The sequence below is a fragment of the Aquirhabdus sp. genome (genome assembly GCF_046462495.1).
In the GTDB taxonomy this organism is placed as follows: domain Bacteria; phylum Pseudomonadota; class Gammaproteobacteria; order Pseudomonadales; family Moraxellaceae; genus Aquirhabdus.
On record NZ_JBKGVE010000010.1, the window covers coordinates 314,592 to 339,079 of the forward strand.

The 24,488-nt window shown below is 45.9% G+C and carries 21 protein-coding genes and 2 tRNA genes; 14 read left to right on the forward strand and 9 right to left on the reverse strand.

The genetic code is table 11. The features are described from left to right. Nucleotides 1-4: 4 nt before the first annotated feature. Nucleotides 5-1,618, reverse strand: a complete 1,614-nt coding sequence (locus ACLHG7_RS13485) for a flavin monoamine oxidase family protein (RefSeq protein ID WP_410211506.1) — start codon at nucleotides 1,616-1,618, stop codon at nucleotides 5-7. A gap of 719 nt (nucleotides 1,619-2,337) precedes the next feature. Between ACLHG7_RS13485 and ACLHG7_RS13490 the strand changes: the two genes are divergently transcribed. Together ACLHG7_RS13490 and ACLHG7_RS13495 are read left to right on the forward strand one after the other, a co-directional pair. Further along, the gene (locus ACLHG7_RS13490; RefSeq protein ID WP_410211507.1) at nucleotides 2,338-3,510 is read left to right on the forward strand and encodes an efflux RND transporter periplasmic adaptor subunit; all 1,173 of its coding nucleotides are present in this window, start codon (nucleotides 2,338-2,340) and stop codon (nucleotides 3,508-3,510) included. Nucleotides 3,511-3,679: 169 nt separating this feature from the next. Next, on the forward strand, nucleotides 3,680-6,886 hold the full coding sequence (locus ACLHG7_RS13495) for an efflux RND transporter permease subunit (protein ID WP_410211508.1): 3,207 nt from the start codon (nucleotides 3,680-3,682) through the stop codon (nucleotides 6,884-6,886). A 66-nt stretch (nucleotides 6,887-6,952) separates the two neighbouring features. On the opposite strand, the gene ACLHG7_RS13500 is transcribed toward ACLHG7_RS13495, so the two are convergent. From ACLHG7_RS13500 to ACLHG7_RS13510, 3 genes are all read right to left on the reverse strand, one after another. Continuing rightward, complete coding sequence (locus ACLHG7_RS13500; RefSeq protein ID WP_410211509.1) at nucleotides 6,953-7,966, reverse strand: bifunctional nicotinamide-nucleotide adenylyltransferase/Nudix hydroxylase; 1,014 nt, start codon at nucleotides 7,964-7,966, stop codon at nucleotides 6,953-6,955. 50 nt (nucleotides 7,967-8,016) lie between these two features. Then, nucleotides 8,017-9,831, reverse strand: a complete 1,815-nt coding sequence (locus ACLHG7_RS13505; protein ID WP_410211510.1) for a GspE/PulE family protein — start codon at nucleotides 9,829-9,831, stop codon at nucleotides 8,017-8,019. An 81-nt stretch (nucleotides 9,832-9,912) separates the two neighbouring features. Continuing rightward, nucleotides 9,913-10,686 carry a TrmO family methyltransferase gene (locus ACLHG7_RS13510; protein ID WP_410211511.1) on the reverse strand — a complete coding sequence of 258 codons (774 nt, stop codon included), beginning with the start codon at nucleotides 10,684-10,686 and terminating at the stop codon, nucleotides 9,913-9,915. Between the two features lie 308 nt (nucleotides 10,687-10,994). Between ACLHG7_RS13510 and ACLHG7_RS13515 the strand changes: the two genes are divergently transcribed. After that, nucleotides 10,995-11,771, forward strand: a complete 777-nt coding sequence (locus tag ACLHG7_RS13515; protein ID WP_114898419.1) for a ferredoxin--NADP reductase — start codon at nucleotides 10,995-10,997, stop codon at nucleotides 11,769-11,771. A gap of 80 nt (nucleotides 11,772-11,851) precedes the next feature. Here ACLHG7_RS13515 and ACLHG7_RS13520 read toward each other — a convergent pair whose 3' ends face one another. Beyond that, nucleotides 11,852-12,493 carry a YceI family protein gene (locus tag ACLHG7_RS13520; protein WP_410211512.1) on the reverse strand — a complete coding sequence of 214 codons (642 nt, stop codon included), beginning with the start codon at nucleotides 12,491-12,493 and terminating at the stop codon, nucleotides 11,852-11,854. Then, nucleotides 12,474-13,748 (reverse strand): glutamyl-tRNA reductase, encoded by a 1,275-nt coding sequence (hemA, locus tag ACLHG7_RS13525; RefSeq protein WP_410211630.1) that lies wholly within the window; start codon nucleotides 13,746-13,748, stop codon nucleotides 12,474-12,476. Before hemA ends, ACLHG7_RS13520 begins: the two co-directional genes overlap by 20 nt. A 135-nt stretch (nucleotides 13,749-13,883) precedes the next feature. On the opposite strand from hemA, the gene ACLHG7_RS13530 reads away from it, so the two are divergent. From ACLHG7_RS13530 to ACLHG7_RS13580, 11 genes are all read left to right on the forward strand, one after another. Beyond that, nucleotides 13,884-15,668: a tetratricopeptide repeat protein gene (locus tag ACLHG7_RS13530; protein WP_410211513.1), complete on the forward strand. Its 1,785-nt coding sequence runs from the start codon at nucleotides 13,884-13,886 to the stop codon at nucleotides 15,666-15,668. Between the two features lie 9 nt (nucleotides 15,669-15,677). Further along, complete coding sequence (gene lolB / locus ACLHG7_RS13535; RefSeq protein ID WP_410211514.1) at nucleotides 15,678-16,382, forward strand: lipoprotein insertase outer membrane protein LolB; 705 nt, start codon at nucleotides 15,678-15,680, stop codon at nucleotides 16,380-16,382. Then, nucleotides 16,379-17,260: a 4-(cytidine 5'-diphospho)-2-C-methyl-D-erythritol kinase gene (gene ispE, locus ACLHG7_RS13540; protein WP_410211515.1), complete on the forward strand. Its 882-nt coding sequence runs from the start codon at nucleotides 16,379-16,381 to the stop codon at nucleotides 17,258-17,260. Before lolB ends, ispE begins: the two co-directional genes overlap by 4 nt. Nucleotides 17,261-17,327: 67 nt before the next feature. Then, a tRNA-Gln gene (locus ACLHG7_RS13545) sits at nucleotides 17,328-17,403 on the forward strand. Between the two features lie 235 nt (nucleotides 17,404-17,638). After that, a tRNA-Gln gene (locus tag ACLHG7_RS13550) sits at nucleotides 17,639-17,714 on the forward strand. A gap of 63 nt (nucleotides 17,715-17,777) precedes the next feature. Next, nucleotides 17,778-18,731 carry a ribose-phosphate pyrophosphokinase gene (locus ACLHG7_RS13555; protein WP_114898413.1) on the forward strand — a complete coding sequence of 318 codons (954 nt, stop codon included), beginning with the start codon at nucleotides 17,778-17,780 and terminating at the stop codon, nucleotides 18,729-18,731. Between the two features lie 160 nt (nucleotides 18,732-18,891). Continuing rightward, on the forward strand, nucleotides 18,892-19,518 hold the full coding sequence (locus tag ACLHG7_RS13560; protein WP_410211516.1) for a 50S ribosomal protein L25/general stress protein Ctc: 627 nt from the start codon (nucleotides 18,892-18,894) through the stop codon (nucleotides 19,516-19,518). Nucleotides 19,519-19,529: 11 nt separating this feature from the next. Then, nucleotides 19,530-20,123 (forward strand): aminoacyl-tRNA hydrolase, encoded by a 594-nt coding sequence (gene pth, locus ACLHG7_RS13565; protein ID WP_410211517.1) that lies wholly within the window; start codon nucleotides 19,530-19,532, stop codon nucleotides 20,121-20,123. Nucleotides 20,124-20,292: 169 nt separating this feature from the next. Beyond that, nucleotides 20,293-20,673 carry an aspartate 1-decarboxylase gene (gene panD, locus ACLHG7_RS13570; RefSeq protein ID WP_114898410.1) on the forward strand — a complete coding sequence of 127 codons (381 nt, stop codon included), beginning with the start codon at nucleotides 20,293-20,295 and terminating at the stop codon, nucleotides 20,671-20,673. 248 nt (nucleotides 20,674-20,921) lie between these two features. Continuing rightward, nucleotides 20,922-22,082: a D-alanyl-D-alanine carboxypeptidase family protein gene (locus ACLHG7_RS13575; protein WP_410211518.1), complete on the forward strand. Its 1,161-nt coding sequence runs from the start codon at nucleotides 20,922-20,924 to the stop codon at nucleotides 22,080-22,082. 147 nt (nucleotides 22,083-22,229) lie between these two features. Then, nucleotides 22,230-23,057: a sulfurtransferase gene (locus tag ACLHG7_RS13580; protein ID WP_410211519.1), complete on the forward strand. Its 828-nt coding sequence runs from the start codon at nucleotides 22,230-22,232 to the stop codon at nucleotides 23,055-23,057. A gap of 24 nt (nucleotides 23,058-23,081) precedes the next feature. Here the strand turns inward: ACLHG7_RS13580 and ACLHG7_RS13585 are convergent, their stop codons facing one another. The 3 genes from ACLHG7_RS13585 to moaC are packed head-to-tail and all read right to left on the reverse strand — an operon-like array spanning nucleotide 23,082 to nucleotide 24,353. Next, the gene (locus ACLHG7_RS13585; protein WP_410211520.1) at nucleotides 23,082-23,558 is read right to left on the reverse strand and encodes a molybdenum cofactor biosynthesis protein MoaE; all 477 of its coding nucleotides are present in this window, start codon (nucleotides 23,556-23,558) and stop codon (nucleotides 23,082-23,084) included. 2 nt (nucleotides 23,559-23,560) lie between these two features. After that, entirely contained in the window at nucleotides 23,561-23,854 is a 294-nt protein-coding gene (gene moaD / locus ACLHG7_RS13590; protein WP_410211521.1) for a molybdopterin converting factor subunit 1, read from the reverse strand. Then, a complete protein-coding gene (moaC, locus tag ACLHG7_RS13595) occupies nucleotides 23,832-24,353 on the reverse strand; it encodes a cyclic pyranopterin monophosphate synthase MoaC (RefSeq protein WP_410211522.1) in 522 nt (173 codons plus the stop codon). Before moaC ends, moaD begins: the two co-directional genes overlap by 23 nt. Nucleotides 24,354-24,488 lie beyond the last annotated feature (135 nt).

Sequence of the window (24,488 nt, forward strand, 5' to 3'; positions counted from 1 at the left end):
CTCCTTATGCTGATAAACGTTTATGGATACGTTCAATTTGCTGCCAAGCCGACTCAATTGCACCAGCCTGCCAGCCGCCCAGATAGCTCATATGTTCTCCAGCCAATAAAGTACGTCCCTCTCCTTCAACCAAGACTGGATACGCATTCGCGCGAGTTTCTTCACTCCACGTTGCCCAGCCACCGAGATTATATTTCACGCGGTGCCACGCTACGGAAAATGCAGATTCAAATGACTTGGTATATTCACCCGGAAATATTTTCTCGCCTGCGGCTAGCGCATAATCAGCACGCTCTTTAAGACTAAGTGCGCTGATTTCTGCTGCATCGGTGGCAAAGTTATAGTAGCCAAGTAACGTACCTTTCTTGCCTTGCCAATTACTGGAGGGCACTGAAATCAGATTAATGCCTTTAATGTCATTCAGGATATGTCCGCCATAGATGCCATGACCCGTTTCCCAAAAGCGATTACTCATTTGCAAGCCGATCTTACCGACTGGCTCATAGGCGGCGCCTTGCAGTGCGGTTTTAAATTTTTCAGAGAAATTATTTTCGACCTGACCCAACACCGATAAAGGAATTGTGCATAAACAGAAATCACCAGTAACCTTACTGGCAACGCCCGTTGCCGTGTCTTTGATATGAACCTCAACCTTATCTGCCAGATTAACGATGTTAGTGACTTCAGTCTGATACTGAATCATTTTTCCGACGCGCTTTTCAAATGCTTTGGCAATTTGATCCATTCCCCCCACAGGCTGTAGCATCGTGGCTTGCTGGGTGAACTCACTTACCGAGTGATACATATGTCCGAGCTTTGACTTCAATAGATCAGAAAAACCAAGTGGATCGGATGGAACTCCGGGGCCAGGTGACATCCCAGGACCAGGTTGTACTTTAAAGCCCCGACCTTCAGTCCCACGATAGGTAAGGTCTTTATTAGAAAGATAGCCTTCATTCACCAGATAGTCGATCAAGAGGGCTTTATCGTCTGCTGTGACTTGTTGATCCATAATGCCTTTTTTCAGAGACTTGGCCAACAGCTCATCCACATAACCACGCATGTCCGCCTTCACCTCAAACATCCGCAAGCGGCGCCCAGTCAGCGCGCTCTTGGTGTTTTCGCTATACACATAAGCAGCATCATTGTCATTATTGAACAGCTCTAGAGGTACCCCAAACTCACGCGTGTAGTGCAGCGTAGAATGATGATTGAACGGGATACGCCATGGTCCAAAATTGATATATTGCCCTTCTTCAAAGGTACATGTTTGCTTCTCTCCGCCAAGTTCCTCAAGCACCTTACCCTTACGAGCAGTTTGGCAGCGCCCACCTGCAAAAGATCGGGCTTCGATCACCTTGCAGGTATAACCAATTTTGCTAAGCTCATAAGCTGCTGTCATACCCGCCACGCCAGCACCGAGAATAACAATCGTCTTACCTTGTCCACTGCCCTGTAACATCGGTGGCGTATCTTGAGTGGAGGCGATGTCCATGCCCCACGCCTTCATATTCGCCAACAGAAACCCACTACCACCAACAGCCAATGCTCTCGCTAAAAATTCCCGACGACTCGGGCCGAAAGAGGCATAGATTGAATCACTCACTTTATTTGTCATGACTACCCCAATGATTAGACAGACTATCGAGACCAGATGCTTAAAAGCACCTCACAAAAATTCATGGTTCACTGCGAACTTAACCCGTGTCAGTGACATAGCAACAGGTCAAATTTAAGGAGAAAATTTTGATGCAGATACGACTTAAACCTCGTACATGGTCTATCTAAGCAATTGATGTGCCATAGTTAATAACGTTATCAATAATTAATATAAGTAGTTGTTTAATAAAACTAATATTTATTATATTAGAATCGTTTTATAAAATTTCATGTTATAATTTTTCATTACCCATCATCAAATACAAACCAAGTATTTGATAATAAAAATATTTTATTTAATTTTACCGCTCAATCCAGATCGCACCAAAAGGTTCAACTTGGTCATCAAAATGCAATCTGGTCAGACTAAAGTGAAGCACACAAGAAAATATTAAAAATAGCGATTAAAAAACTTCTTTCCATGCTTATGCGGCATTCATTTTTCTTCTTGGTATTCCATGAAAAGCAATTTCTTTTTTGAAAATTGATGTTCATTTAATTATTTCATATCAATCGATACAAATATGCTTGACGATGATTCTTGAGCTGTATATATTACATATCAATCGATACAGAATCAATCAAACTTCTAACGATACCCTTTTATTACTCACAATATTTTCAACAACATCTATCTAATCCATCTATCCGCTCTACCGTTTAAACTAGGAAAAAATCATGAAACCAACGTCATTTCGTGTGCATCCGCTATGGTTTGCCACCATTACCCTGATTGCGATGACTAGCATTGGTCTTTCAGGATGCGATTCAAAGGCAGCGACTGGCGCTGCTGCAACTGCACCACAAGCCACCCCAGTCTCCGTTGCAACCGTTGCAGAAAGCAATGTCACCATCTGGAATGAATTCTCAGGTCGCCTTGAGGCGGTTGATCGTGTGGACATTCGCTCACGCGTCGCTGGAACAATCCAATCAGTAAACTTCCGCGAAGGTGCACTGGTTAAAAAAGGCGACCTTCTGATCACAATCGATCCTGCACCCTTTATCGCTGCCGTAAAAAGTGCAGAGGCTCAAGTGGCCTCAGCTCAGGCTCAAGCAACATTTACCAAAAGTGAATTAGACCGCTCACGTCAACTGATTCCCGTCCAAGCCATTGCTCAGCGAGATCTCGACTCGAGCATCAATGCGAAAAATGCAGCGGATGCCAGCCTGCGCAGTGCTCAAGCAGCGCTTCAAACCGCTCAACTGAACTTAGGCTATACCCAGGTCCGTGCGCCAGTGAGTGGTCGTGTTGGTCGGTTAGAGATCACCGCAGGCAACTCGGTATTAATCGACAACGTATCTCCCGTTCTGACCACATTGGTCTCTGTAAACCCCATTTATGGCAGTTTTGATGCCGATGAGCATGTGGTCACCCAAGTGTTGAATGACTTACCAGCAAACTCAACCGCTGCGCTGTCAAGCGTTCCTATTCAGATGGGTACGGCTGCAACCAGTGACACTCCTTTTAAAGGGCATCTGCAACTGGTTGATAATCAGGTGGATGTGAAAAGTGGGACTGTCCGTGTCCGTGCTGTCTTTGATAATGCTGATGGTCGTTTGCTTGCTGGCCAGTTCGCAAGATTACGTATGGGTCAGCCGCATACTCAACCAGCCCTCCTCATCAATGAACGCGCGGTCGGGACTGATCAAAATAAGAAATTCGTCTTTGTCGTTAACTCCAGCAACAAAGCTGAATATCGTGAAGTGACTTTAGGCACCGCAGTAGATGGTCTCCGCATTGTCAGCTCTGGACTCCAAGTCGGTGATCGCATCGTTGTCAACGGCGTACAACGCGTGCAACCAGGTGCGTTAATTGCCCCGCAAATGGTTCCGATGAAAACAGAGACCTAATGATGTCTGTCATTAAGATGCTCTGATTTTAAGATACTCGTCGAAATTACTCCATGACCAGCACGACATGCTGGTCATGACAGGCTTTTGCATTTTACGGTTTATAAAACATGGCTTCACATGTTGCGTTGACTCTATTTAATGAAATATTACGCTCAGGCTTATCGCTATGAATTTATCTAAATTCTTTATTGACCGCCCAATCTTTGCGGGTGTTTTGTCGCTATTGATTTTTATCTCGGGGTTACTCGCATTGCGTGTGATGCCGATTTCAGAATATCCCGAAGTGTCTCCACCCACCGTTGTTGTACGAGCAAACTATCCAGGGGCTAACCCTAAGGTTATTGCAGAAACGGTTGCGACTCCACTTGAAGAGTCCATTAATGGGGTTGAAGGGATGCTCTATATGAGCAGCCAAGCCACGACTGATGGATTGATGACACTCAATGTAGTCTTCAAACTGGGAACCGATCCAGACAAAGCCCAACAGCTCGTCCAAAATCGAGTCTCGCAAGCTGAAGCACGCTTACCTGAAGAAGTACGTCAGCTCGGTCTCACCACTATCAAGAGTTCGCCAGACCTGACCATGGTCGTGCATTTGTTGTCTCCGAATAACCGCTATGACATGACCTATCTGCGTAACTACGCCGTGCTTAATGTGAAAGACCAACTCGCACGCGTGGAAGGCGTGGGTGAAGTGGGACTCTTTGGTTCTGGCGACTACGCGATGCGTGTCTGGCTTGATCCTCAAAAAATAGCGGCTGTGGGCTTATCTGCCAACGATGTTGTTACAGCTATTCGTGCTCAAAACATTCAAGCGGCTGCCGGTGTGATTGGTGCATCCCCTAGCCTTGCTGGCGTCGATACACAGCTCTCGATCAACGCACAAGGTCGCTTGCAAAATGAAGAAGAGTTTGGCGATATCATTGTCAAAACCAGCAATACTGGTGCGGTGACACGTCTAAAAGACATTGCTCGCATTGAGCTTGGTGCTTCTGAATATGCCTTGCGTTCATTACTGGATAATAAATCCGCTGTAGCGATCCCAATCTTCCAAGCCCCAGGTTCCAACGCCATTCAGATATCTGACAATGTTCGAAAGACCATGGCGGAATTGAAGAAGAATATGCCAGAGGGCATGGACTACAAGATTGTCTATGACCCAACGCAGTTTGTGCGCGCATCGATTGAGGCTGTCATTCATACCCTGCTGGAGGCGATTGCCCTCGTGGTACTCGTTGTTATTCTATTCTTGCAAACATGGCGTGCATCGATTATTCCATTGTTGGCAGTACCGATTTCAGTCATCGGTACATTTGCCGTGATGCACATTTTTGGATTTTCTATCAATGCTCTGAGTCTATTCGGACTGGTGCTTGCGATCGGGATTGTGGTCGATGATGCGATCGTGGTTGTTGAAAACGTCGAACGGAACATCGAAGCTGGCTTATCCCCACGTGATGCGACTTATCGTGCGATGCGTGAAGTATCAGGACCGATTATTGCGATTGCCCTCGTACTGATCGCAGTGTTTGTGCCCCTCGCCTTTATCAGTGGTCTGACCGGGCAATTCTATAAGCAGTTTTCCCTCACGATTGCCATGTCGACGATCATCTCTGCCTTTAACTCACTGACGCTTTCCCCAGCGCTTGCAGCGATGTTGTTAAAAGGTCGCGATGAGCCGAAAGATGCGCTCACCCGCTGGATGGACAAATATCTAGGCTGGTTATTCCGTGGTTTTAATCGCTTATTTGGTCGTGGGGCAACCGCCTATAGCGGCGGGGTTAAACGCGTTATCTCTCGCAAAGCCGTCATGATGGGCGTTTATCTCATCCTTGTCATTGCTGTGGTCGGTTTATTCAAAATCGTGCCGAATGGTTTCGTGCCGGGCCAAGACAAACAATACCTGATTGGCTTTGCGCAGTTACCTGATGGCGCGACCTTAGATAGGACCGAAAAGGTGATCCGTGAGATGGGCGATATCGCCTTGAAAATGCCTGGGGTTGAAAGTGCCGTTTCGTTTCCGGGACTATCGATCAATGGCTTTACCAACAGCTCAAACTCTGGCATCGTCTTTGTGACCTTAAAGCCTTTTGCTGAACGTAAAACTGCAGAGTTGAGTGCGGCGGGGATAGCAGGTCAACTCAATCAAAAGTTTGGGGCGATTCCTGAAGCTTTCATTTTGATGTTCCCGCCACCGCCTGTCCCAGGCTTAGGTACCACAGGAGGGTTCAAGCTACAACTTGAAGACCGTGCGTCACTTGGTTATGCCGCGATGGATGATGCTACCAAGGCATTCTTGACCAAAGCACGTCAGGCACCTGAATTAGCAGGCCTGTTCTCAAGCTATCAAGTCAATGTGCCTCAGCTCTTTGCCGATGTGGATCGGACACGTGCAAATCAGTTAGGTGTCGCTTTGCCTGATATCTTCAATACCATGCAAATTTATCTCGGTAGCTTATACGTCAATGACTTTAATAAGTTTGGACGGACCTACTCGGTACGAGTACAGGCTGATGCAGCTTACCGCGCTAAAGCTGAAGATATCGGCTTACTGAAAGTCCGTTCAGCGAATGGTGATATGATCCCGTTGTCTGCCGTGATGAATATCAAACCCAGTTTTGGTCCTGAACGTGCCATGCGCTATAACGGTTTCTTATCTGCGGATATTAGTGGCGGTGCTGCACCGGGATATTCATCTGGACAAGCACAAGATGCCGTCAAACGCATCGCTGCGGAAACATTGCCTAAAGGTATCGGGTTTGAGTGGACCGAATTGACCTATCAGCAAATCATTGCAGGTAATACAGCAGTTTGGGTCTTCCCATTGTCTATCCTACTGGTGTTCTTAGTGCTTGCTGCACAATACGAGAGCTTGACGTTGCCGTTGTCGATCATTCTCATCATTCCAATGGGTATTTTGGCGGCGATGACTGGTGTTTGGTTATCGAATGGTGAGAACAATGTGTTTACTCAGATTGGTCTCTTTGTCCTCGTCGGTCTATCCGCTAAGAATGCGATTCTGATTGTCGAGTTTGCGCGAGAACTTGAGTTTGCTGGTCGAACACCGCTACAGGCTGCTGTTGAAGCCAGTCGCTTACGGTTACGCCCGATTCTCATGACGTCACTGGCATTTGTGATGGGTGTACTGCCTCTAGTGCTTTCAACAGGTGCTGGCTCAGAGATGCGTCATGCGATGGGGGTTGCCGTGTTCTCTGGCATGATTGGTGTGACATTCTTTGGTCTATTCCTGACACCGGTGTTCTACGTCCTTCTCCGCGCGTTAACAGGAAACAAACCACTGAAACTGCATGGTCAGACACCGCATGTTGAAGCGTTTGTCAGTGCAGAGCATCGGATCGATGAAGCACATTAGGTTTTGAAGAGATGAAAAAAAGCGCCTAGATTAGGCGCTTTTTTTGTTTTCATAACGAAGTCTGATTTATAAATTATTCAGGACGAGTTCATCAATAATCGCATAATGATCCTCAAACAACTGATCTGATCTCACCTCAGCTAGTGGCAACCAAAACGCATGCTTAGCATCATCACCACCAAGGACCTCAGGCAATGGTGTAGAACCATCTAGCTCAAAGTAAAAACCTTGCGTAATCGCTCTCCCACGCTCACAACGATGTGGCTCATCAAAGGTCCGTTGTGATCGATAAGCAGCGCGCAACGTTGCATCATCAAGCCCGAGATTGGTTTCTTCCCGGAGTTCTCTCAGACAAGCATTAAACAGCGTTTCATCAGGGTCCAAGAAACCACCGGGTAATGCAAACAATCCTTTACCAGGAATATGCCCGCGCTCAATCAATAAGATATGTCCAGAATGAACCAATACAGCATCCACCGTCATAAACGTCGGGGGATAAGGCGTATGTGACCACGACTCTTTATAGTCGACAATGTAGCGAGCTTCTTCCTGCAAGGCTTGATAGTCAGCGGTTTGCTTAAATGCAGCAAGTAAATCAATAGTAGTGGCAGGTACACGCGCCTCTGTAGGCATCTCACCGAGTAAGTAAGCGTCACGAATCGGAGTTGCGGAAATCCCTTGATAACTATCGACAAATACCGTTTCCCAGCGCGGAAATAGTGATAAATAATAAGAGGTTCGATCTTTATAATGCCCCACGAGACCAATCTTTAAGGCTTGATTATCCCCCGTCACAGAGTGCACTGCGTCTTCCACGGATTTTACCCAGCGTACATCGTTATAGAGAATATCAACCAATGGCACACAACGAATTCGGGCCGCATCAGCCTGCTCAAATGCAGAGAGCACCATCGTCTCCCGCTCATGAAACTTGAAGGTATTACGCGTACTCCGTGGTTGCTCTGCAGAACCAATCAAGAGGATGACTTGTTGGCTTTGGGCTAATGCAGTCTGAATGACCGCTAGATGCCCGAGATGAAAAGGCTGGAAACGACCAATAAACACCAAATAATCGAACAAACGCCTATCCTCTTAAACTAATATTTCAATCAAAGTTATCAAGCATCTTCTTAGCTTAAAGGCACCACTCGCATCACTTCTTCAAGCGTCGTCACTCCTTCAGCAACACGGCGAGCACCTGCAAGTCGAAGCGGTTGTAATCCTTCGCGATAAGCTTGCTGCTTGATCTGGGTGAGTGAGCCACCATCGCCGATAATACGCTTCATTTCTGTCGATAAAATCAGAATTTCATACACACCCATTCGTCCGCGGTATCCTGTTCCACGGCACTGCTCGCAGCCAACAGCCTGATAAACTTGTGCTGGCGGCTCACTTTTCCATGGACTAACCAACTGATTCCAAACCTCAGCATCAGTCGTAATCGCAACCTTACAGTGCGGGCATAAAGTACGCACCAGTCGCTGAGCCATAACACCTAGAATAGTTGCTGCCGTTAAAAACGGCTGTACACCCAAATCATGCAAACGCGTGAGTGAACTGGGTGCGTCGTTGGTATGCAAAGTCGAAAGCACCAAGTGTCCTGTCAATGCCGCCTGGATCGCCATATCAGCCGTATCTTGGTCACGAACCTCACCGACCATGATGATATCAGGGTCTTGCCGCATCAACGCACGTACGCCTTCAGCAAAACCCAACTCAATCATGCCTTGGACTTGCATCTGATTGAAGCTTGGTTCAATCATTTCGATCGGATCTTCGATGGTACAGACATTCACTTGATCGGTCGCAAGTTGTTTCAGTGTGGAGTAGAGCGTTGTCGTCTTACCCGAACCTGTAGGACCTGTAACAAGGATAATGCCATTCGGATGAGACGCCATTTGTTTCCACTTGGCCAGATCATCACCACTCAAACCCAACTGTTCAAATGAACGAACCAAGACCTCGGGATCAAAAATCCGCATCACCATCTTCTCACCAAATGCGGTCGGCAACGTTGACAAGCGCAGTTCAGTTTCTAGGCCTTTAGGTGTGCGCGTTTTTAGACGACCATCTTGGGGCTTGCGCTTTTCAGCGACATTCATCCGCCCTAAAATTTTTATTCGCGAAACGATTGCCAATAAAATCGGTCCCGGCATGTCATATACCGTGTGCAACACCCCATCAATGCGAAACCGGACTCTACCCTGATCACGGCGCGGCTCAAGATGAATATCACTAGCACGCTGATCAAATGCATACTGCAGCAGCCAATCCACAATCCGTACGATATGCTGATCATTGGCATCAGGATTTTGGATATCCCCAAGCTGTAACAACGCCTCTACACCTTTGGCAACGGTCTCACTTCCGCCATTGCCTTTGGCACCCGCAATTGCACGAGTAACCTGATAAAACTCTGCTAAATAACGTACCAATTGCACAGGACTCAGCATCACCCGCTTAATTTTACGCGGCTTCAGCGTATGCGCCAGATTATCCAGCCAATCCTCATAGAAGGGCTGGTCACTGCCAATCGTCACCGTATCCGCATCAACCGCAACGGCTAAAATCTGATGCCGTTCAGCAAATTCGATCGACATGACCGATGTCACTACAGGCACATTCACTTTAAGAGGATCAATACGATAAACAGGCAATTCTGCTTTTTGCGCAAGCCATTGGGTTAGAACTTCAATGGTTAACTTCGCAACAGCGGGCATTGGTGTATTTGAAGTACTTATCGTTTGTGGTGGTAATAAATCAACCAATCCAAAATCAGCAATAATTAAAAGTGGATGCCAATTCTTCTGCTCCTTACGTCGTGCAGTCGTAGTCACCAAATTAACATCACGCTGCGTGATTCGTCCGTCTTTCTGCAGCTCATCCAAGCACCATCGCACATCGACTTGAATTGAAAATCTCTTTTTGGTTGTCATGACACTCATTCCATTGCTCTCTACAAGTCCATATCACACGATTCAATTACAACATGACCCACTTCGGTATCCATCATTCTGGTTATAAAACTACCTTGCCGTAATCTCTTTAATCCAGATTACATCAGATTGCACACCAAAGCGGACATTAACCTGATCAAAAGACATTCCATAGTCTCGCTGCCCATCGGTCTGATAAGCAGGACGCGGATCAAGTGCAAGGATGCGTTCAATCAAGGGTAACTGATTACTGGTTAGAACATGAAGTGAAATCAATTGATGTTTTTGCCAAAGTGCAAGTCGCGTCCAATATACAGGATGCAGTTTAGGCGCTTCTACAGCAAAACCACTCACTGCCGCTGAAATCGAATCACTGTAAGCCACATAAGGCTTAATATCAATCAACGGCGTTCCATCGACCAAATCAGCACCGATGATATGCAATCGCACACGCTCATCAATCACCTCAAGTCGGTCTAAACGAACAACAGATAATCCTAGAGGGGCTGGTCGATACATGCTACGTGAAGCAAAAACACCAATTTTTTCATTGCCCCCAAGGCGTGGTGGGCGAATTTGTGGTCTAAATGACTCAGCAGCAGATGTTTCATATAACTCACTATTTGAGCTTATGTCTTCAGTCGTCTTTTTTAATTCACGATTTTGATGAAATTGCCAAATCAACCAAAGATGACTAAATCCTTCTAACCCCTCAAATGCCGCTGGCTGATCATAAGGAGCAACAAACTCAATCACCCCCTCAACATCCACCAGGTTGGGTTGACGTGGAACCCCAAACTTCTCAACGTAAGGTGTGTGTACATAGCCAATAATAGGAACTGTAATACTTGCGGTATGAACCATGAATGACTCTAAAACTTGAGGTGAAAAAAGATTAAAAAATATGTCTTAGTATCTTTTAATATCATCGATTTGGGTAAAACAATCGCGCATAAAATCCTAAAAAGTGCTCAGAGGAATGTCGTTCTATACAAAACACCCTAAGTTCATCACTTTTCCTTATATCTAAAATAAAATGAAATCGGTTTATCAACTTAAACTTTTCGGTAGAATAGCGCATAAGCGCAAGCTTTCCGCACTGCACTATAAAATTTGTCCGGCATAAACGCTGACAATCTTGTTCCAACATCCGACCACACGATAGAGACATTATGGCAGCATTTAACTCCGAACGTATTACTCATGTACATCATTGGAATGATACGTTATTCAGCTTTAAATCCACCCGTGATGCGGGCTTACGCTTCAAAAATGGTCAATTCGTGATGATTGGACTTGAAGTTAATGGCAAACCTTTGCTGCGTGCCTACTCGATTGCCAGTGCCAACTACGAAGACGAGATCGAGTTCTTCTCGATTAAAGTACAAGACGGCCCACTGACCTCAATCCTGCAAAACCTTAAAGTAGGTGATGAGCTTCTGATGAGCAAGAAGCCAACGGGTACACTGGTATTAGATGACTTATTGCCGGGTAAAAACCTATATATGCTTTCTACAGGGACTGGGCTTGCACCGTTTCTGTCATTGATTCGTGATCCTGAAACTTACGAGCGCTTTGAAAAAGTTGTTCTGGTGCATGGTGTGCGTCAAGTCAACGAACTGGCTTACACCGATTTAATCGAAAATGTGCTGCCTAATGATGAGTTTTTTGCAGAACTAGTCAAGGATAAATTGATCTACTACCCAACCGTGACTCGTGAACCCTTCCGTAATCAAGGCCGTATTACCACATTGATTGAAAATGGTAAGTTGTTTGAAGATATCGGATTACCTCGTTTTAACAAAGAAACTGACCGTGTGATGATGTGTGGTAGCCCAACCATGCTCCACGATCTCTCCGTTATGCTTGATCAACATGGTTTAACGGTATCCCCACGCATGGGCGATCCAGGTGACTATGTGATTGAACGCGCATTCGTTGAGAAATAAATTATTACGACTGTCATGATAAAAAGGGCGCAGTGATCAGCGCCCTTTTTTATACTCTAAAGATCACCCAACAGACAAAACTATCGCAGCGGACTCTCTTCCGAATCAGTACCGTCGTTCATCAATACCGCATCAACTCGTACTGTAATTTCAGGACCCACAGCAGGGACAAAAGTTGTCATACCCCAATCGTAACGATTCATCGTCGCTAATGCTGTCGCATTAATCTTAATCGCTTTAGTCACCGTATCAGTCGGCTTGTCCAAAGTCACATCAAAAACGAGTGGCTTAGTGATACCGAGCATAGTCAGATCTCCACGCACGGTGGCATGAGTCGCATCGACCTTAGTGATTTTAGTGCTTTTAAACTCCATGGTCGGAAAAGCTTTCACATTAAAAAATGCAGCGCCGCGCAATACACTATCCCGAATGCCGATCCCTGTCGAAATGCTACTGGTTTGAATAATAAAATTTGCGGCGGTATGTAAAGGATCTTCAGGGCTGCCCTTAATCCGTCCATCAAAACTGTGAAAGCCGCCCTTAATCTGAGCAAAGCTTTCTTTAGTCGTCAAAAAACTGATTCGGCTTTTATCTTTATCAAACTGCCAATCTGCAAGCACTGCATCGCTATACCCCAAACACATCAACAATAAACATGCGCCCGCACAATAGCGTCTCACCTCTCGATAACCCTGCCCCCAACTATTCATTCTGCCCATCATGATCAGCCCCCAAGCCTTTTATAATCCAAGTTAAACGTTCACTGTCCGCATCTGTGGCGGCTTCTTTAATTAATTGTGATGGTCTGTGCAACAACTTAGCCATGACCGCTTGAGACAGACGATCTAATACCTCATCAAGCGCTACACCTTGTGCAACCAGTTGTTTCGCGCGTTGCAACTCTTGCAGACGGAGCTCATCCATCTGTTTACGATAGTGGGCAATGACAGGACCAGCTTGCTGTGCGCGATTCACCTGCATGTATTGCGCAGCCAACTGACTGACCATCACCTCCGCTTCAACCGCGGCTTGCCGACGCTGAGCGAGATTACCTTCGATCACGCCCTGTAAATTGTCCACGGTATATAAATACACATCATCTAACTCGGCAATACTGGGCTCAATATCTCGTGGAACAGCTAGATCCACCATCAACATAGGACGATGACGTCGCGCTTTGAGCGCGCGCTTCACCATATCCATGGTAATCACAGTATGAATACTACCCGTTGAACTAGACACGATATCAGCGCGGGGTAACGCACTCTCCAACTGTTCAAAAGGGACAACCTCAACCGGTAAATGAACTTTCAATTCGTTAGCCAACATATTTGCCCGATCAGGGCTTCGATTACAGATGAGTATTTTACCGACGCCATGCTCTGCCAAATGACGACCCACTAACGCATTCATTTCACCCGCTGCAACAAGCAATACCGTGGTCGCACTCAAGTCACTAAAAACCTGCCGTGCAAGCTGCAATACGGCAAAGCCTAAAGAGACAGCCTGCGCGCCAATAGCTGTTTCAGTCCGTACTTTTTTTGCGGCATTAAAGACTTGCTCAAAAATACGTGCAAGCTTGGGAGTAACCGTCCCCGCATCGCGTGCATATTGGAGTGCGGTCTTGACTTGACCTAGAATTTGCGGCTCGCCAAGTACCATCGAATCAATGCCACTGGCAACACGCATCAAATGAATAAATGCATCCTCCTCACCATGCCGATACAAATGATCAACAAGCTCGTCCGACGAGATACCATGAGAATGAGCCAGCCACTCTGTCAAATCATCAGGAGAGTCAGTGATACTATACAATTCCGTACGATTACAAGTAGATACAATGACAATATCATCCGTCAACCCTAACGATTGGGCATGACGTAACGCTTCGTCCAGACGTTCAGGGACGAACGCGACTTTCTCACGCAAAGCCACAGGTGCGGTGGTATGATTGATGCCTAAAGCAAAGAAACCCATCGTGCGTCGATTGCCACTCGCAAATATGGTATTGTGCGATATGCGGAGCGATAACACAAACGTTGCTTTGCATATGAGGATTGTTTTTAAAACTATATTAAGATCTTTTTTTATCACTGGGATGGCGAGGTTCGTTTGCTCCAATTTGATTCATCAAGGTCTTCTTGCATCCGCCATCAAACCTTGATTCATGCATCCATTGCATCGATATTGGTTACTGCCTTTTTCATCAACACTGCCCATGCAGCGTTGTTAGATGTGTTTGCAGCCGAACTGGCTCTCGCACGTGGGATGACTGATAAAGGGGTCGTCTTATATCGCGCTCAAGCCCTGCAAACTGCTGATCCTGTCATTTTAGAACGCGCACTTTCTGTTGCTTTGGAAGACAATGATATCGACGGTGGACTTGCGATTGCAAAGCACTGGGTTGAAGTCGATCCCGAATATATTCCCGCACTGTTTTATATGGCGCATTTATCACTTAAAGCCCATGACTACCAACTCGCCGCCCAAACCTTAGATAAAATTCTAAGATATGACCCTAACGCCGCCCTGGATCGTATTGTGGTGGGAATCTCCCCTGATGATCCTAAAGATCGCAACGCCCTACTGACTGCCTTACAAAGCCTCAAAGAATATAATAACCCTTCGTTATCTGTTCTCAAAGCAGGTTTATTAGTTCAAGCAGGACAACTCGATCAAGCTCTGGTTGAAGTCAACAACGCGCTGCGTAAAAAACCAGGTGTGACTGCTTTTATCACTCTTAAAATTAATATTTTAATGAACCAAAATAATTTAAAAGAAGCCCGTACATTCTTGGCCAGTGAAATTAAACGTCAGCCCAAAAATAAAAGCCTGCAACTGTTTGAAGTCCGTTTATTGCTCAAAAACAACCAAGCAACCCTCGCTATGGCACGCCTCAAACAAATGAGCCGACGCTGGAATAATGATGGCGAAATATTGCTCTTAGCTGGACTTGTCAGTATCGATAATCAGCGCATGCTGGATGCTGAGCGTTATCTCGTGCAACTGCTTGCCATTGATCAATACGTCGATCAGGCATACTTCTACCTTGGTATTGCCGCTGAACGACAAAACCATATCAAAGTTGCCATTAGCTATTATCAAAAAGTTCAGGGCGAAGACCTGTATCGCAAGGCGCAAAAGAAGTTAGCTGTCATTATGGTGGCGAATAATCAATTAGATGATGAACTCACCGCACTCACCCAAGAGCGTGTTGAACACCCTGAACAAGCCAGTTTCTTATACTTATTACAAGCCCAACTTCTAAAAGAGCACGGACAGAGCGACACAGCACGTAAATTATTAGATGAAGCCATTAATGGACTACCCAACCAGCCCGAATTAATTTATGCACGCATTTTGACGCTTAAACCTGAAGAAAGCGCATTGCTGGATCGGGAGTCAGAACGACTACTGGCATTAAGTCCTGATAACCCAGTCTATCTCAACGCCTTTGCCTTCGCGCTGGCGCAACAAAATCGTCGTTTGAAAGATGCCCGAGCCTTTGCAGAACGCGCCAACAAACTCGCACCCAATCAAGCTGCAATTCTAGATACACTCGGCTACATTGCTTTTATTCAAAAAGACTATGCTTTTGCAATCACAACTCTAAAGGCCGCCTACACGGCTGAACCCAGCGCCAATATCGGCTTACACTTAGCTGCCGCACTTGAAAAAAATAATCAAATTGCAGAATTTAATCAGTTGATTAGTGAACTCAAACAACACTTCCCCAACAATCCTAAAATCATGACTCAGCTCGAAAAACATGATCAAACCGATGCTCGTCAATCAACTTCAAGCAATTTATCCACTATCCAGCCGCACATCAACGCACCAATCTACAGCGCACCTCCACTCTCTGTAGGACGCGCAAATCTCTCAACGCTGTCATGAAACCTATCAATGAATCAAATATCTACTATGCCGTATAAAAAATCGTTTTACCCTGCGAGCTGGTTTGCGTGCACGCTCTTGATCGGCCTTTCAGGCTGTCAAACTCTGAGAGTCCCTAGACTCCCCAATGTTCCGACCATACCCATATCACCAGTAATCACAACAACGGGTGTAGGAAATAACACCCCTAACTCAGTAACAACACACTTTAGTATTACTGGAAAAATTGGTGTAAAAACACCAAAACAAAGTGGCAGTGCATTCTATGCATGGGCTCAGGATGGGGATCGATTCGCAATCGACCTCACTGGGGCACTCGGCATCGGTCAGACCCATATCGAAGGCATCCCGGGCAAAGTGTCACTGAACAGTGCCAAGACCGGTTTACTTGAAGCAGAAACCCCCGAGGAACTTCTCACGCGCGCAACAGGATGGCTTGCTCCCATTTCTTATTTACCCTCTTGGATCGAAGGTCGAGCTGTTGAGCGCAATAGCACATCAACTCGAGATGCGCAAAACCGCCTCGCAACCTTAAATGAAGGCGGTTGGGATGTGACGTTTAGTTATGACAATCAACCTTCATCTAAAACCCCGATCCGACTCGTGATGAATCAACTCAGTCCCACGGATACCACACAATCAAATCGTGTCATTCTCACGATCCAGCATCAGGAGACAACCGGGGATAGTGCTGTTTCGGATGCTAAGAAATGACTCCATTACGCTTACCAGCTCCCGCAAAACTCAATCTCTTTCTGCATATCACTGGACGACGTGCAGATGGCTATCATTTGCTGCAAACTGTATTTCAACTGATCGACCATATGGACTGGCTCAGTTTTGAGACAGATAATGATTTAAAATTGATTAGTGATTTACCCTTCCCTCCTGCACAGAACCTGATTATTCGGGCAGCCAAACGTTTACAAGAGGTCACTGGTTGTAAAGAGGGTGCCGTCATTACTCTTGAGAAAAATCTACCCATGGGTGGTGGCTTAGGCGGAGGGTCTTCCAATGCAGCAACGACTTTGCTCGCGCTCAACCATTTATGGCAAACCAAACTGAGTCTGGATGAGCTGGCCGCCATCGGCCTGACACTGGGTGCCGATGTTCCGGTGTTTATTCGTGGTCAAAATGCTTGGGCTGAAGGCGTTGGAGAGATACTACAAGCCATTCCACTGGATCCATCGCATTTCGTGGTTTTGATACCGGATTGTTCAGTAAGCACGGCCGAGATTTTCACTCATCCGAACCTGCCGCGCTCAACGCCAAAAATCAACATGAGTGACTATCTTGCATCGCACTCACAGCATGACTTAACAACATCAGATCTCTTGCATAACGATTGCGCAGGTATCGTCCGCACGCTTTATCCAAAAGTCGATCAAGCGCTATGTTTTTTAGAAAACATCCAGCAGAACAATCCTGATCTAACCTCCATCCCGCAACTGACAGGAACGGGTGCTTGTGTGTTTTTGATGACCCCAACTCGCTCAATTGCTGATAAAATACTCGAACAGGCGCCTTTTAATGGTTTCGTTTGCTCAGGAATTGGGCAATCACCTGTGCATTCTGCGTTAAATTTGCTATAGTTGCGCCCCGTCGATATGGTTGCCGAACAGCAAACATTGAAAACGGTGAAGTGTGGAAATGTTATATAGGGGCGTCGCCAAGTTGGTAAGGCATCAGGTTTTGATCCTGACATCCGTTGGTTCGAGTCCAGCCGCCCCTACCATAACATGACAACTTTTAACTCATGCTGTATCTTTGAGTGTTAAAGAAGTCCATGCCACATTGATCAAGCTTAGAGATGTCACAATCACTAACTGAACGCTTTGCAAAAAAGCGAAGAAAAATAAAGGCAACTAAACAGCTTGTTTGTATCGCGCTTTATGCGCCCAGAAATCGCTTCTAGATATAGAAAATTTCTTGACATTCCAGCATGTAATCACTATAGTTGCCGCCGCTATAGGGGCGTCGCCAAGTTGGTAAGGCATCAGGTTTTGATCCTGACATCCGTTGGTTCGAGTCCAGCCGCCCCTACCATATTTTATATCTTTAAATTCCATCATTTAGTCCACTTTCTGATTTCAAATAAGGGTTTGAGCTATGCCTAATCTCGTCATCTTCGCTGGCAATGCTCACCCTGACCTCGCTCAGAAAGTCGCTAGTCATTTGCATGTCCCGCTCGGTGCAGCCTCAGTCAATCGTTTTTCTGATGGTGAAATCGCCGTTGAGATTAATGAGAACGTTCGCGGTAAAGACGTTTTTATTCTGCAACCGACCTGTGCACCAACCAATGATAACTTGATGGAAATCCTGGTAATGGCCGACGCGTTGCGTCGCTCAAGTGCTGGTCGTATTACCGCTGTTTTACCTTACTTTGGTTATGCACGCCAGGATCGCCGCCCACGTTCAGCACGTGTACCAATCAGTGCAAAAGTTGTAGCAGACATGCTCAGTATCGTTGGCATTGACCGTGTACTCACTGTAGACCTGCATGCTGACCAGATTCAGGGCTTCTTTGATATTCCTGTAGACAACATCTATGGTTCACCGATCCTGCTGACTGACCTGAAAAAGAAGGCACATAACAGTAATCTGATTGTTGTTTCTCCTGATATCGGTGGTGTAGTTCGTGCGCGCGCTGTTGCCAAACAACTCGGCGACATTGAACTGGCGATTATCGACAAACGTCGTCTCCGCGCCAATGAAGCTCAAGTCATGCATATCATTGGTGATGTGTCAGGTCGTGATTGTGTGATTGTTGACGACATGGTTGATACAGCAGGTACCCTGTGTAAAGCTGCGGCCGCATTGAAAGAGCATGGCGCTCGTAGTGTTGTAGCCTACTGTACCCATCCGGTCCTCTCAGGCGCAGCTATTGATAATTTGAACGGCTCCCCCATTGATGAATTAGTAGTAACTGATACGATTCCACTGAGCCAAGCAGCCCGTGAATGTGGCAAAGTTCGCCAAATCAGCATCTCTGGCTTACTGGCTGAAACGATTCGTCGTATCAACAACGAAGAATCGATCAGTGCAATGTTTGAGCTGCTCTAAGATTTTTGAAAGTTTCGAATAACTTTACGTTAGGAAGTTATTCATCGAAATTAAGCGAGTCTTCTCGTTTAACGCCGCCGGACTGGTCGCAAGTTCGGCATTTTTCACACTGAAGTCTCATTTTTTTGAGACTTTAAACTGTTGTTTAATAGGAAATACCATGAGTACTACAGATTTCAGCTTGAACGTTCAAGCACGTGACTTGCAAGGGAAGGGTGCGAGCCGCCGCCTGCGTCACCAAAACCTCGTTCCAGGCGTGATTTACGGCGGCACTGCTGCTGCACAATCAATCAGCATTCGTCTGAATGAATTGGTTAAAGCGCTCGAAAGCGAAGCGTTTTATTCACACATTCTGACCCTGAATGTTGATGGCAAAGCACAACAAGTTGTGTTGAAAGCGCTACAACGTCATCCAGCAAAAAACTCGCCAATGCACGCTGACTTCTTCCGTGTTGATGCGACTCATGAAATCGTGATGCGTGTTCCACTGCATTTCGTGAATCAAGAAACTGCTGTTGGTGTTAAGCAACAAGGCGGTCAATTGTCAGTTCTCGTGAGTGACGTTGAAGTGCGTACCTTGCCAGCTAACTTACCTGAGTTCATCGAAGTTGACCTAAGTGCAACTGCATTGGATCAAGTGCTGCATTTGTCAGACATCAAATTGCCTAAAGGTGTAACTCTGACTCAATTGAGCCACGGTGCAGACAGCCATGACTTGCCAATCGCCAGCATCCACCTGCCTAAAGGCCAGAAAGCTGATGATGCAGAAGACGCAGCTGCTGAGTAATTAGTCCGCTTATGTCTGAGCAAACGGCGGGTATTTCCCTCATTGTAGGGCTGGGCAATCCGGGAACGGAATATGCTCAGACTCGCCACAACGCTGGGTTTTGGTATATAGAAGCCATTGCCCGGCGTTTTAATATTGTATTGAAGAGTGAAAGTCGTTTTTCAGGACTTACGGGTCGTGGATTGATTGATGGTCAGGATGTGCGTTTGTTGTTACCGAGCACATTTATGAATTTATCAGGCAAGTCCGTTGTTCCCATGGCGAAGTTTTTTCAAATTGCGCCTGCAAATATTTTGATTGCTCATGATGATTTAGATTTACCCGCTGGCAGCATTCGCCTAAAAACAGGCGGTGGGCACGGCGGGCACAATGGGCTACGAGATATTACTCCACATATTGGCAATGATTTTCATCGTTTGAGAATCGGTATTGGACATCCAGGGCACAAAGATAAAGTGCATGGGCATGTACTGGGACGTGCACCTAAAGCTGAACAGGATATTCTTGAACAGGCTTTAGACGAAGCACTACGCCTTACACCAATGATCGTCAAAGGTGATATCGCACGTGCAATGAGTCAGTTGAATGGTTTTAAGCCGACATAATACGCTTTAGAGCCAAGGTGTCGCTTTAAAATTAATGTTTTGTCGCAATATTTAACTGATAAGTATTGTGCAAGTCAGTCACACGCGGCACAATGCGAACCGCCAGTCATTACACCAATGATTGATCGCTTTTTGTGCTGTTTGGCCCTACTCCACGGAGACCATCGCCATGCAAACATCGATGTTAAAATGTAAAATTCACCGCGCACGCGTTACACAAGCAGAGCTTCACTACGAAGGTTCATGTGCGATTGACGGTGACCTGCTAGACCTCGCAGGTATTCTTGAATATGAACAAATTCATGTCTGGAATGTCACGACAGGTGCTCGGTTTTCAACATACGCAATCCGCGGTGAAGAAGGCACAGGCATGATTTCTGTAAATGGCGGTGCTGCACACCACGCCGCAGTTGGCGACATCATCATCATTGCCACTTTCGGTAATTTTGAAGCAAAAGAGTTGGTCAACTTTAAGCCACAACTCGTGTATTGCAATGAAGATAACAGTGTCAGTCACACAGCTAACATTATCCCTGTGCAAGTTGCTTAATTTTAGTTGATCTTAATTACTAAATTAAACAATAAAACATTGTTACCTGTAACTTATTGAATCCATTAAAACCCATCTTTGACAGATGGGTTTTATCGTTTCTATTCTCCTCAAATTTCATACAAATTCATAAAAAGTCCATGAGATTGCACTGAGTTGTAGGTCAGTTTTATAGTACGCGTCACTTAGAGTCTGTTAGAATCCGGCTAGTTTTCTCAGTCCCATCATGCTTGGAGTCGACCTTTCTAATGTCACGTTTTCCCGTACTGCTCGCTGCTACCGTTCTCACTGGCTGGTCGCTAACCGCTTCAGCCGTTACTGTCGTCCCATCGCCTCCTGTACTGGACAATAAAGCATACGTATTGGTCGATTATGACTCTGGACAGGTTTTGGCATCATCCAATCCTGACTTGCAACTTCCACCTGCGTCACTGACCAAGATGATGACCAGCTATATCGTTGAGCAAAGTCTGTTGTCGGGTCGCCTTAAAGAAACCGATATGGTTCGTATGAACGAATCGGCTTGGTGTCGTGGTAGCAGTGCTGAATCATGCATGTATGTACCCTTAAATGGCTCTGCATCCGTACTCGATATGCTCCGTGGTATTGTGATTCAATCAGGGAATGATGCCTCTAAAGCTGTTGCTGAGCATATCTCTGGCAATGAAGGTGCCTTCGCTGAAGTCATGAATAGCGAAGCAAAACGTCTAGGTATGAAAAATACGCATTATATGAATGCAACAGGCTTACCGATGGATGGCCACTATTCTTCAGCACTGGACTCTGCAATTCTGGCCCGTGCCATTATTAAAGACAGCGCAAAATACTACCCTATCTATTCAGAAAAATGGTTTACCTACAACAATATCAAGCAAGGTAACCGCAATGCATTGCTTTTTACCGACCCAAGTGTTGACGGTTTAAAAACTGGGCATACAGATGCTGCTGGCTACTGCCAAGTCACTTCCAGCAAACGTGGTTCAATGCGCTTAATCTCCGCAATCTTTGGTACCAAGAGCATGAATGAGCGTGCGGGTCAAACACGTGCTCTCTTGAACTGGGGCTATAGCAATTTTGAAACAACCTCACTTCGCCCTGGCAACCAATCATTGGCAACAACACCAATTTGGCTGGGTAAAGTAGATACTGTAAATGTCGGCTTAACCGATCCTTTGCAAGTGACTCTACCACGTGGGCAATCTGCACAAGTGCAAACTGCGTTATCTGTTTCCCCGAACCTCACTGCACCTATTCAGAAGGGTCAAGTCGTTGGTAAGGTCATTGCAACACTGGATGGTAAAACGCTGGTTGAACGCCCTCTCGTGGCACTGGAACCTGTTGAACAAGCTGGTTTCTTCTCCCGTATGATTGACCATATCAAAATGTTCTTTAGCAAATTGTTCAAATAATTTGCTGTAAGTCTTAAAAGCCCGAATTGATTTCGGGCTTTTTGCTTATGGTTCTTAAAATGCCTTAAGCCACTTAATGACTTTGCGGATTGCTTTGTGATACAACCATTAAAAATCTATTTCGCTCATTTTATTTGGATGTACGCAATGATCTCGGATCTCGTTTCAGTAGAGTGGTTAAACAATCATCAGCATGACCCCAAAATTAGAATTCTAGAGGCCGGACTTAAACCACCCTTTCCAATACCAACTGAAAACCCTGAGAACCTGCGAATTCCGAATACACTTTTTGTGGACTTAGATCATGATCTGGTTGATCAGGACTCCTCTTTTCCGCATATGATGCCTTCTCTTGACGCGTTTATTGATCAAATGCAAAAGCGTGGCATCAACTCGAGTGATCAGATCGTTGTCTATGATCAATACGGGATTTTTTCCAGCCCGCGCTTATGGATGATGCTTAAGAGTGTGGGACACAAGGATGTCGCAGTGCTTGATGGTGGATTACCAGCTTGGTTAAAAGCTGGTTTTGAGACGTCTGAGTCCTACTCAACTCCGGAAAAGCTTGGTAGCTTCTCGGCAAAAGCGATTGATGGTTTTGTGAATGTAGATGACATCTTGGCAATCTTAAATAAACCAGAGCATACGATTATTGATGCACGATCCGAAGAACGTTATCTCGGTAAAGTCGCTGAACCACGTGCAGGTCTGCGGGTTGGGCATATTCCTAGGTCATTGAATCTGCCTTTTGGCAAAGTGCTCAGCAATGGTTACATGAAACAAAAAGATGAACTCAAAGAAATTTTTTCTAATTTAGCCGCCCCCCAAGATCAAATGATTTTCTCCTGTGGGTCAGGCGTAACTGCCTGTATTCCCGCACTAGCTGCACACTTAGCAGGATATCAGCATATTAGTATTTATGATGGGTCTTGGGCGGAATGGGGAAGCGATTCGAAGCTGCCTATAGAGCTTTAATGATCAGAATCAGTGAAAAAGCCTTTACCACTTTCTCGCCTGCTCCACATCCGTCTGCTTCTGCTCGACCCAATCTGCGCCCTTCTCGGTCACTTCTTGTTTCCAGAATGGCGCATCATGCTTTAAAAAATCCATCAGGTATTGCACTGCATCAAATGCCGCTTGTCGATGGGCACTTGCAACGATAACACCCACAATGTTCTCACCCAGCACCATCTCCCCCACCCGATGTACCAAGACCACGCCCAACAGCGGCCAACGAGTAGAGGCTGTCTCGATATGTTGAAGCAAAACACGCTCGGTCATGCCCGGATAGTGCTCCAAAACCAGACCAGTCACATCGGTTTTATCACCCGATGCACGCACTTGGCCTAAAAATGTCACGACAGCGCCCACAGACCCATGAACAAGGTTTAGTTTGGCATATCGAGCCTCTAAATCGCTCTGAGAGAATGGTTCTTCAAAGACCTCAATATCAATGGGTACATTGAAAACAGACATCATTACCCCCCAGTCACTGGCGGGAAAAAAGCCACTTCATCACCGATTGAAATCAGTTGCGTTGGCTGTGCAAACTCTTGATTTACAGCCACCAAAATCGGCTGTGGTAGATCAAAAAAATGTGGGTACTGCTCAACGAGTAGAACCTGTAAGTCTGCTACAGTCACGGCCTGTGACAATGCAAAGTTCACCTCACTAAAACCCATCTTTTCACGAAGACGCGCAAAGAAAAGTACCTTGATGCTGTTTGAATTAGAGGCTGGCACGACTGAGTCAGTCGCTGCTTTTGTTGACATCACGTTTGCCTCCCGATTTTTTGATCAATTGAATTGCACCAATCACCATGTCATGGTCCACGGCTTTGCACATATCGTACAACGTCAGCCCCGCTACACTAACCGCGGTTAAGGCCTCCATTTCAACACCTGTTTGACCCGTAGTACGACACGTCGCTTGAATCTGCACACCGGGGACAGGGGTATCCACCAATTGTAAATCCACAGCAACTTTGGTCAGGGGTAAAGGATGACATAAGGGAATAAGGTTAGACGTTTGCTTGGCTGCCATAATGGCTGCTATACGTGCTGTCGCCAATACGTCGCCTTTGGGCATGGCATGGTCACGTAATAAAGCCATGGTCGCTGGCTGCAGCTGAATGAACCCTGTTGCAACGGCTGTACGCTGAGTCGTTGCTTTATCGGAAACATCCACCATATGTGCAGCACCCTGAGCATCCAGATGTGTCAATGTCGTCGAGACATTCGAGGCTACCGCATCATTATGCGAGGAAGTCATGCACAGCTCCTGTTTTTAATCTTTAAATACGCTTCTACAACCCCCACTGTTCATAACATCATGGTGAATTGAGTCGTAATCCCTTATCATATCACCTGTTAAAAGCGAACATTTTTAGATTTCTGACTTTGAGGT

Excerpts from the sequence above, each read along its gene's own strand:
- ACLHG7_RS13485 (WP_410211506.1), bottom strand. The coding sequence starts at position 1,618 with ATGACAAATAAAGTGAGTGATTCAATCTATGCCTCTTTCGGCCCGAGT.
- ACLHG7_RS13490 (WP_410211507.1), top strand. The coding sequence starts at position 2,338 with ATGAAACCAACGTCATTTCGTGTGCATCCGCTATGGTTTGCCACCATT.
- ACLHG7_RS13495 (WP_410211508.1), top strand. The coding sequence starts at position 3,680 with ATGAATTTATCTAAATTCTTTATTGACCGCCCAATCTTTGCGGGTGTT.
- ACLHG7_RS13505 (WP_410211510.1), bottom strand. The coding sequence starts at position 9,831 with ATGAGTGTCATGACAACCAAAAAGAGATTTTCAATTCAAGTCGATGTG.
- ACLHG7_RS13510 (WP_410211511.1), bottom strand. The coding sequence starts at position 10,686 with ATGGTTCATACCGCAAGTATTACAGTTCCTATTATTGGCTATGTACAC.
- ACLHG7_RS13515 (WP_114898419.1), top strand. The coding sequence starts at position 10,995 with ATGGCAGCATTTAACTCCGAACGTATTACTCATGTACATCATTGGAAT.
- ACLHG7_RS13520 (WP_410211512.1), bottom strand. The coding sequence starts at position 12,493 with ATGATGGGCAGAATGAATAGTTGGGGGCAGGGTTATCGAGAGGTGAGA.
- hemA (WP_410211630.1), bottom strand. The coding sequence starts at position 13,748 with ATGGGTTTCTTTGCTTTAGGCATCAATCATACCACCGCACCTGTGGCT.
- lolB (WP_410211514.1), top strand. The coding sequence starts at position 15,678 with ATGAATCAAATATCTACTATGCCGTATAAAAAATCGTTTTACCCTGCG.
- ispE (WP_410211515.1), top strand. The coding sequence starts at position 16,379 with ATGACTCCATTACGCTTACCAGCTCCCGCAAAACTCAATCTCTTTCTG.
- ACLHG7_RS13555 (WP_114898413.1), top strand. The coding sequence starts at position 17,778 with ATGCCTAATCTCGTCATCTTCGCTGGCAATGCTCACCCTGACCTCGCT.
- ACLHG7_RS13560 (WP_410211516.1), top strand. The coding sequence starts at position 18,892 with ATGAGTACTACAGATTTCAGCTTGAACGTTCAAGCACGTGACTTGCAA.
- pth (WP_410211517.1), top strand. The coding sequence starts at position 19,530 with ATGTCTGAGCAAACGGCGGGTATTTCCCTCATTGTAGGGCTGGGCAAT.
- panD (WP_114898410.1), top strand. The coding sequence starts at position 20,293 with ATGCAAACATCGATGTTAAAATGTAAAATTCACCGCGCACGCGTTACA.
- ACLHG7_RS13575 (WP_410211518.1), top strand. The coding sequence starts at position 20,922 with ATGTCACGTTTTCCCGTACTGCTCGCTGCTACCGTTCTCACTGGCTGG.
- ACLHG7_RS13580 (WP_410211519.1), top strand. The coding sequence starts at position 22,230 with ATGATCTCGGATCTCGTTTCAGTAGAGTGGTTAAACAATCATCAGCAT.
- ACLHG7_RS13585 (WP_410211520.1), bottom strand. The coding sequence starts at position 23,558 with ATGTCTGTTTTCAATGTACCCATTGATATTGAGGTCTTTGAAGAACCA.
- moaD (WP_410211521.1), bottom strand. The coding sequence starts at position 23,854 with ATGTCAACAAAAGCAGCGACTGACTCAGTCGTGCCAGCCTCTAATTCA.
- moaC (WP_410211522.1), bottom strand. The coding sequence starts at position 24,353 with ATGACTTCCTCGCATAATGATGCGGTAGCCTCGAATGTCTCGACGACA.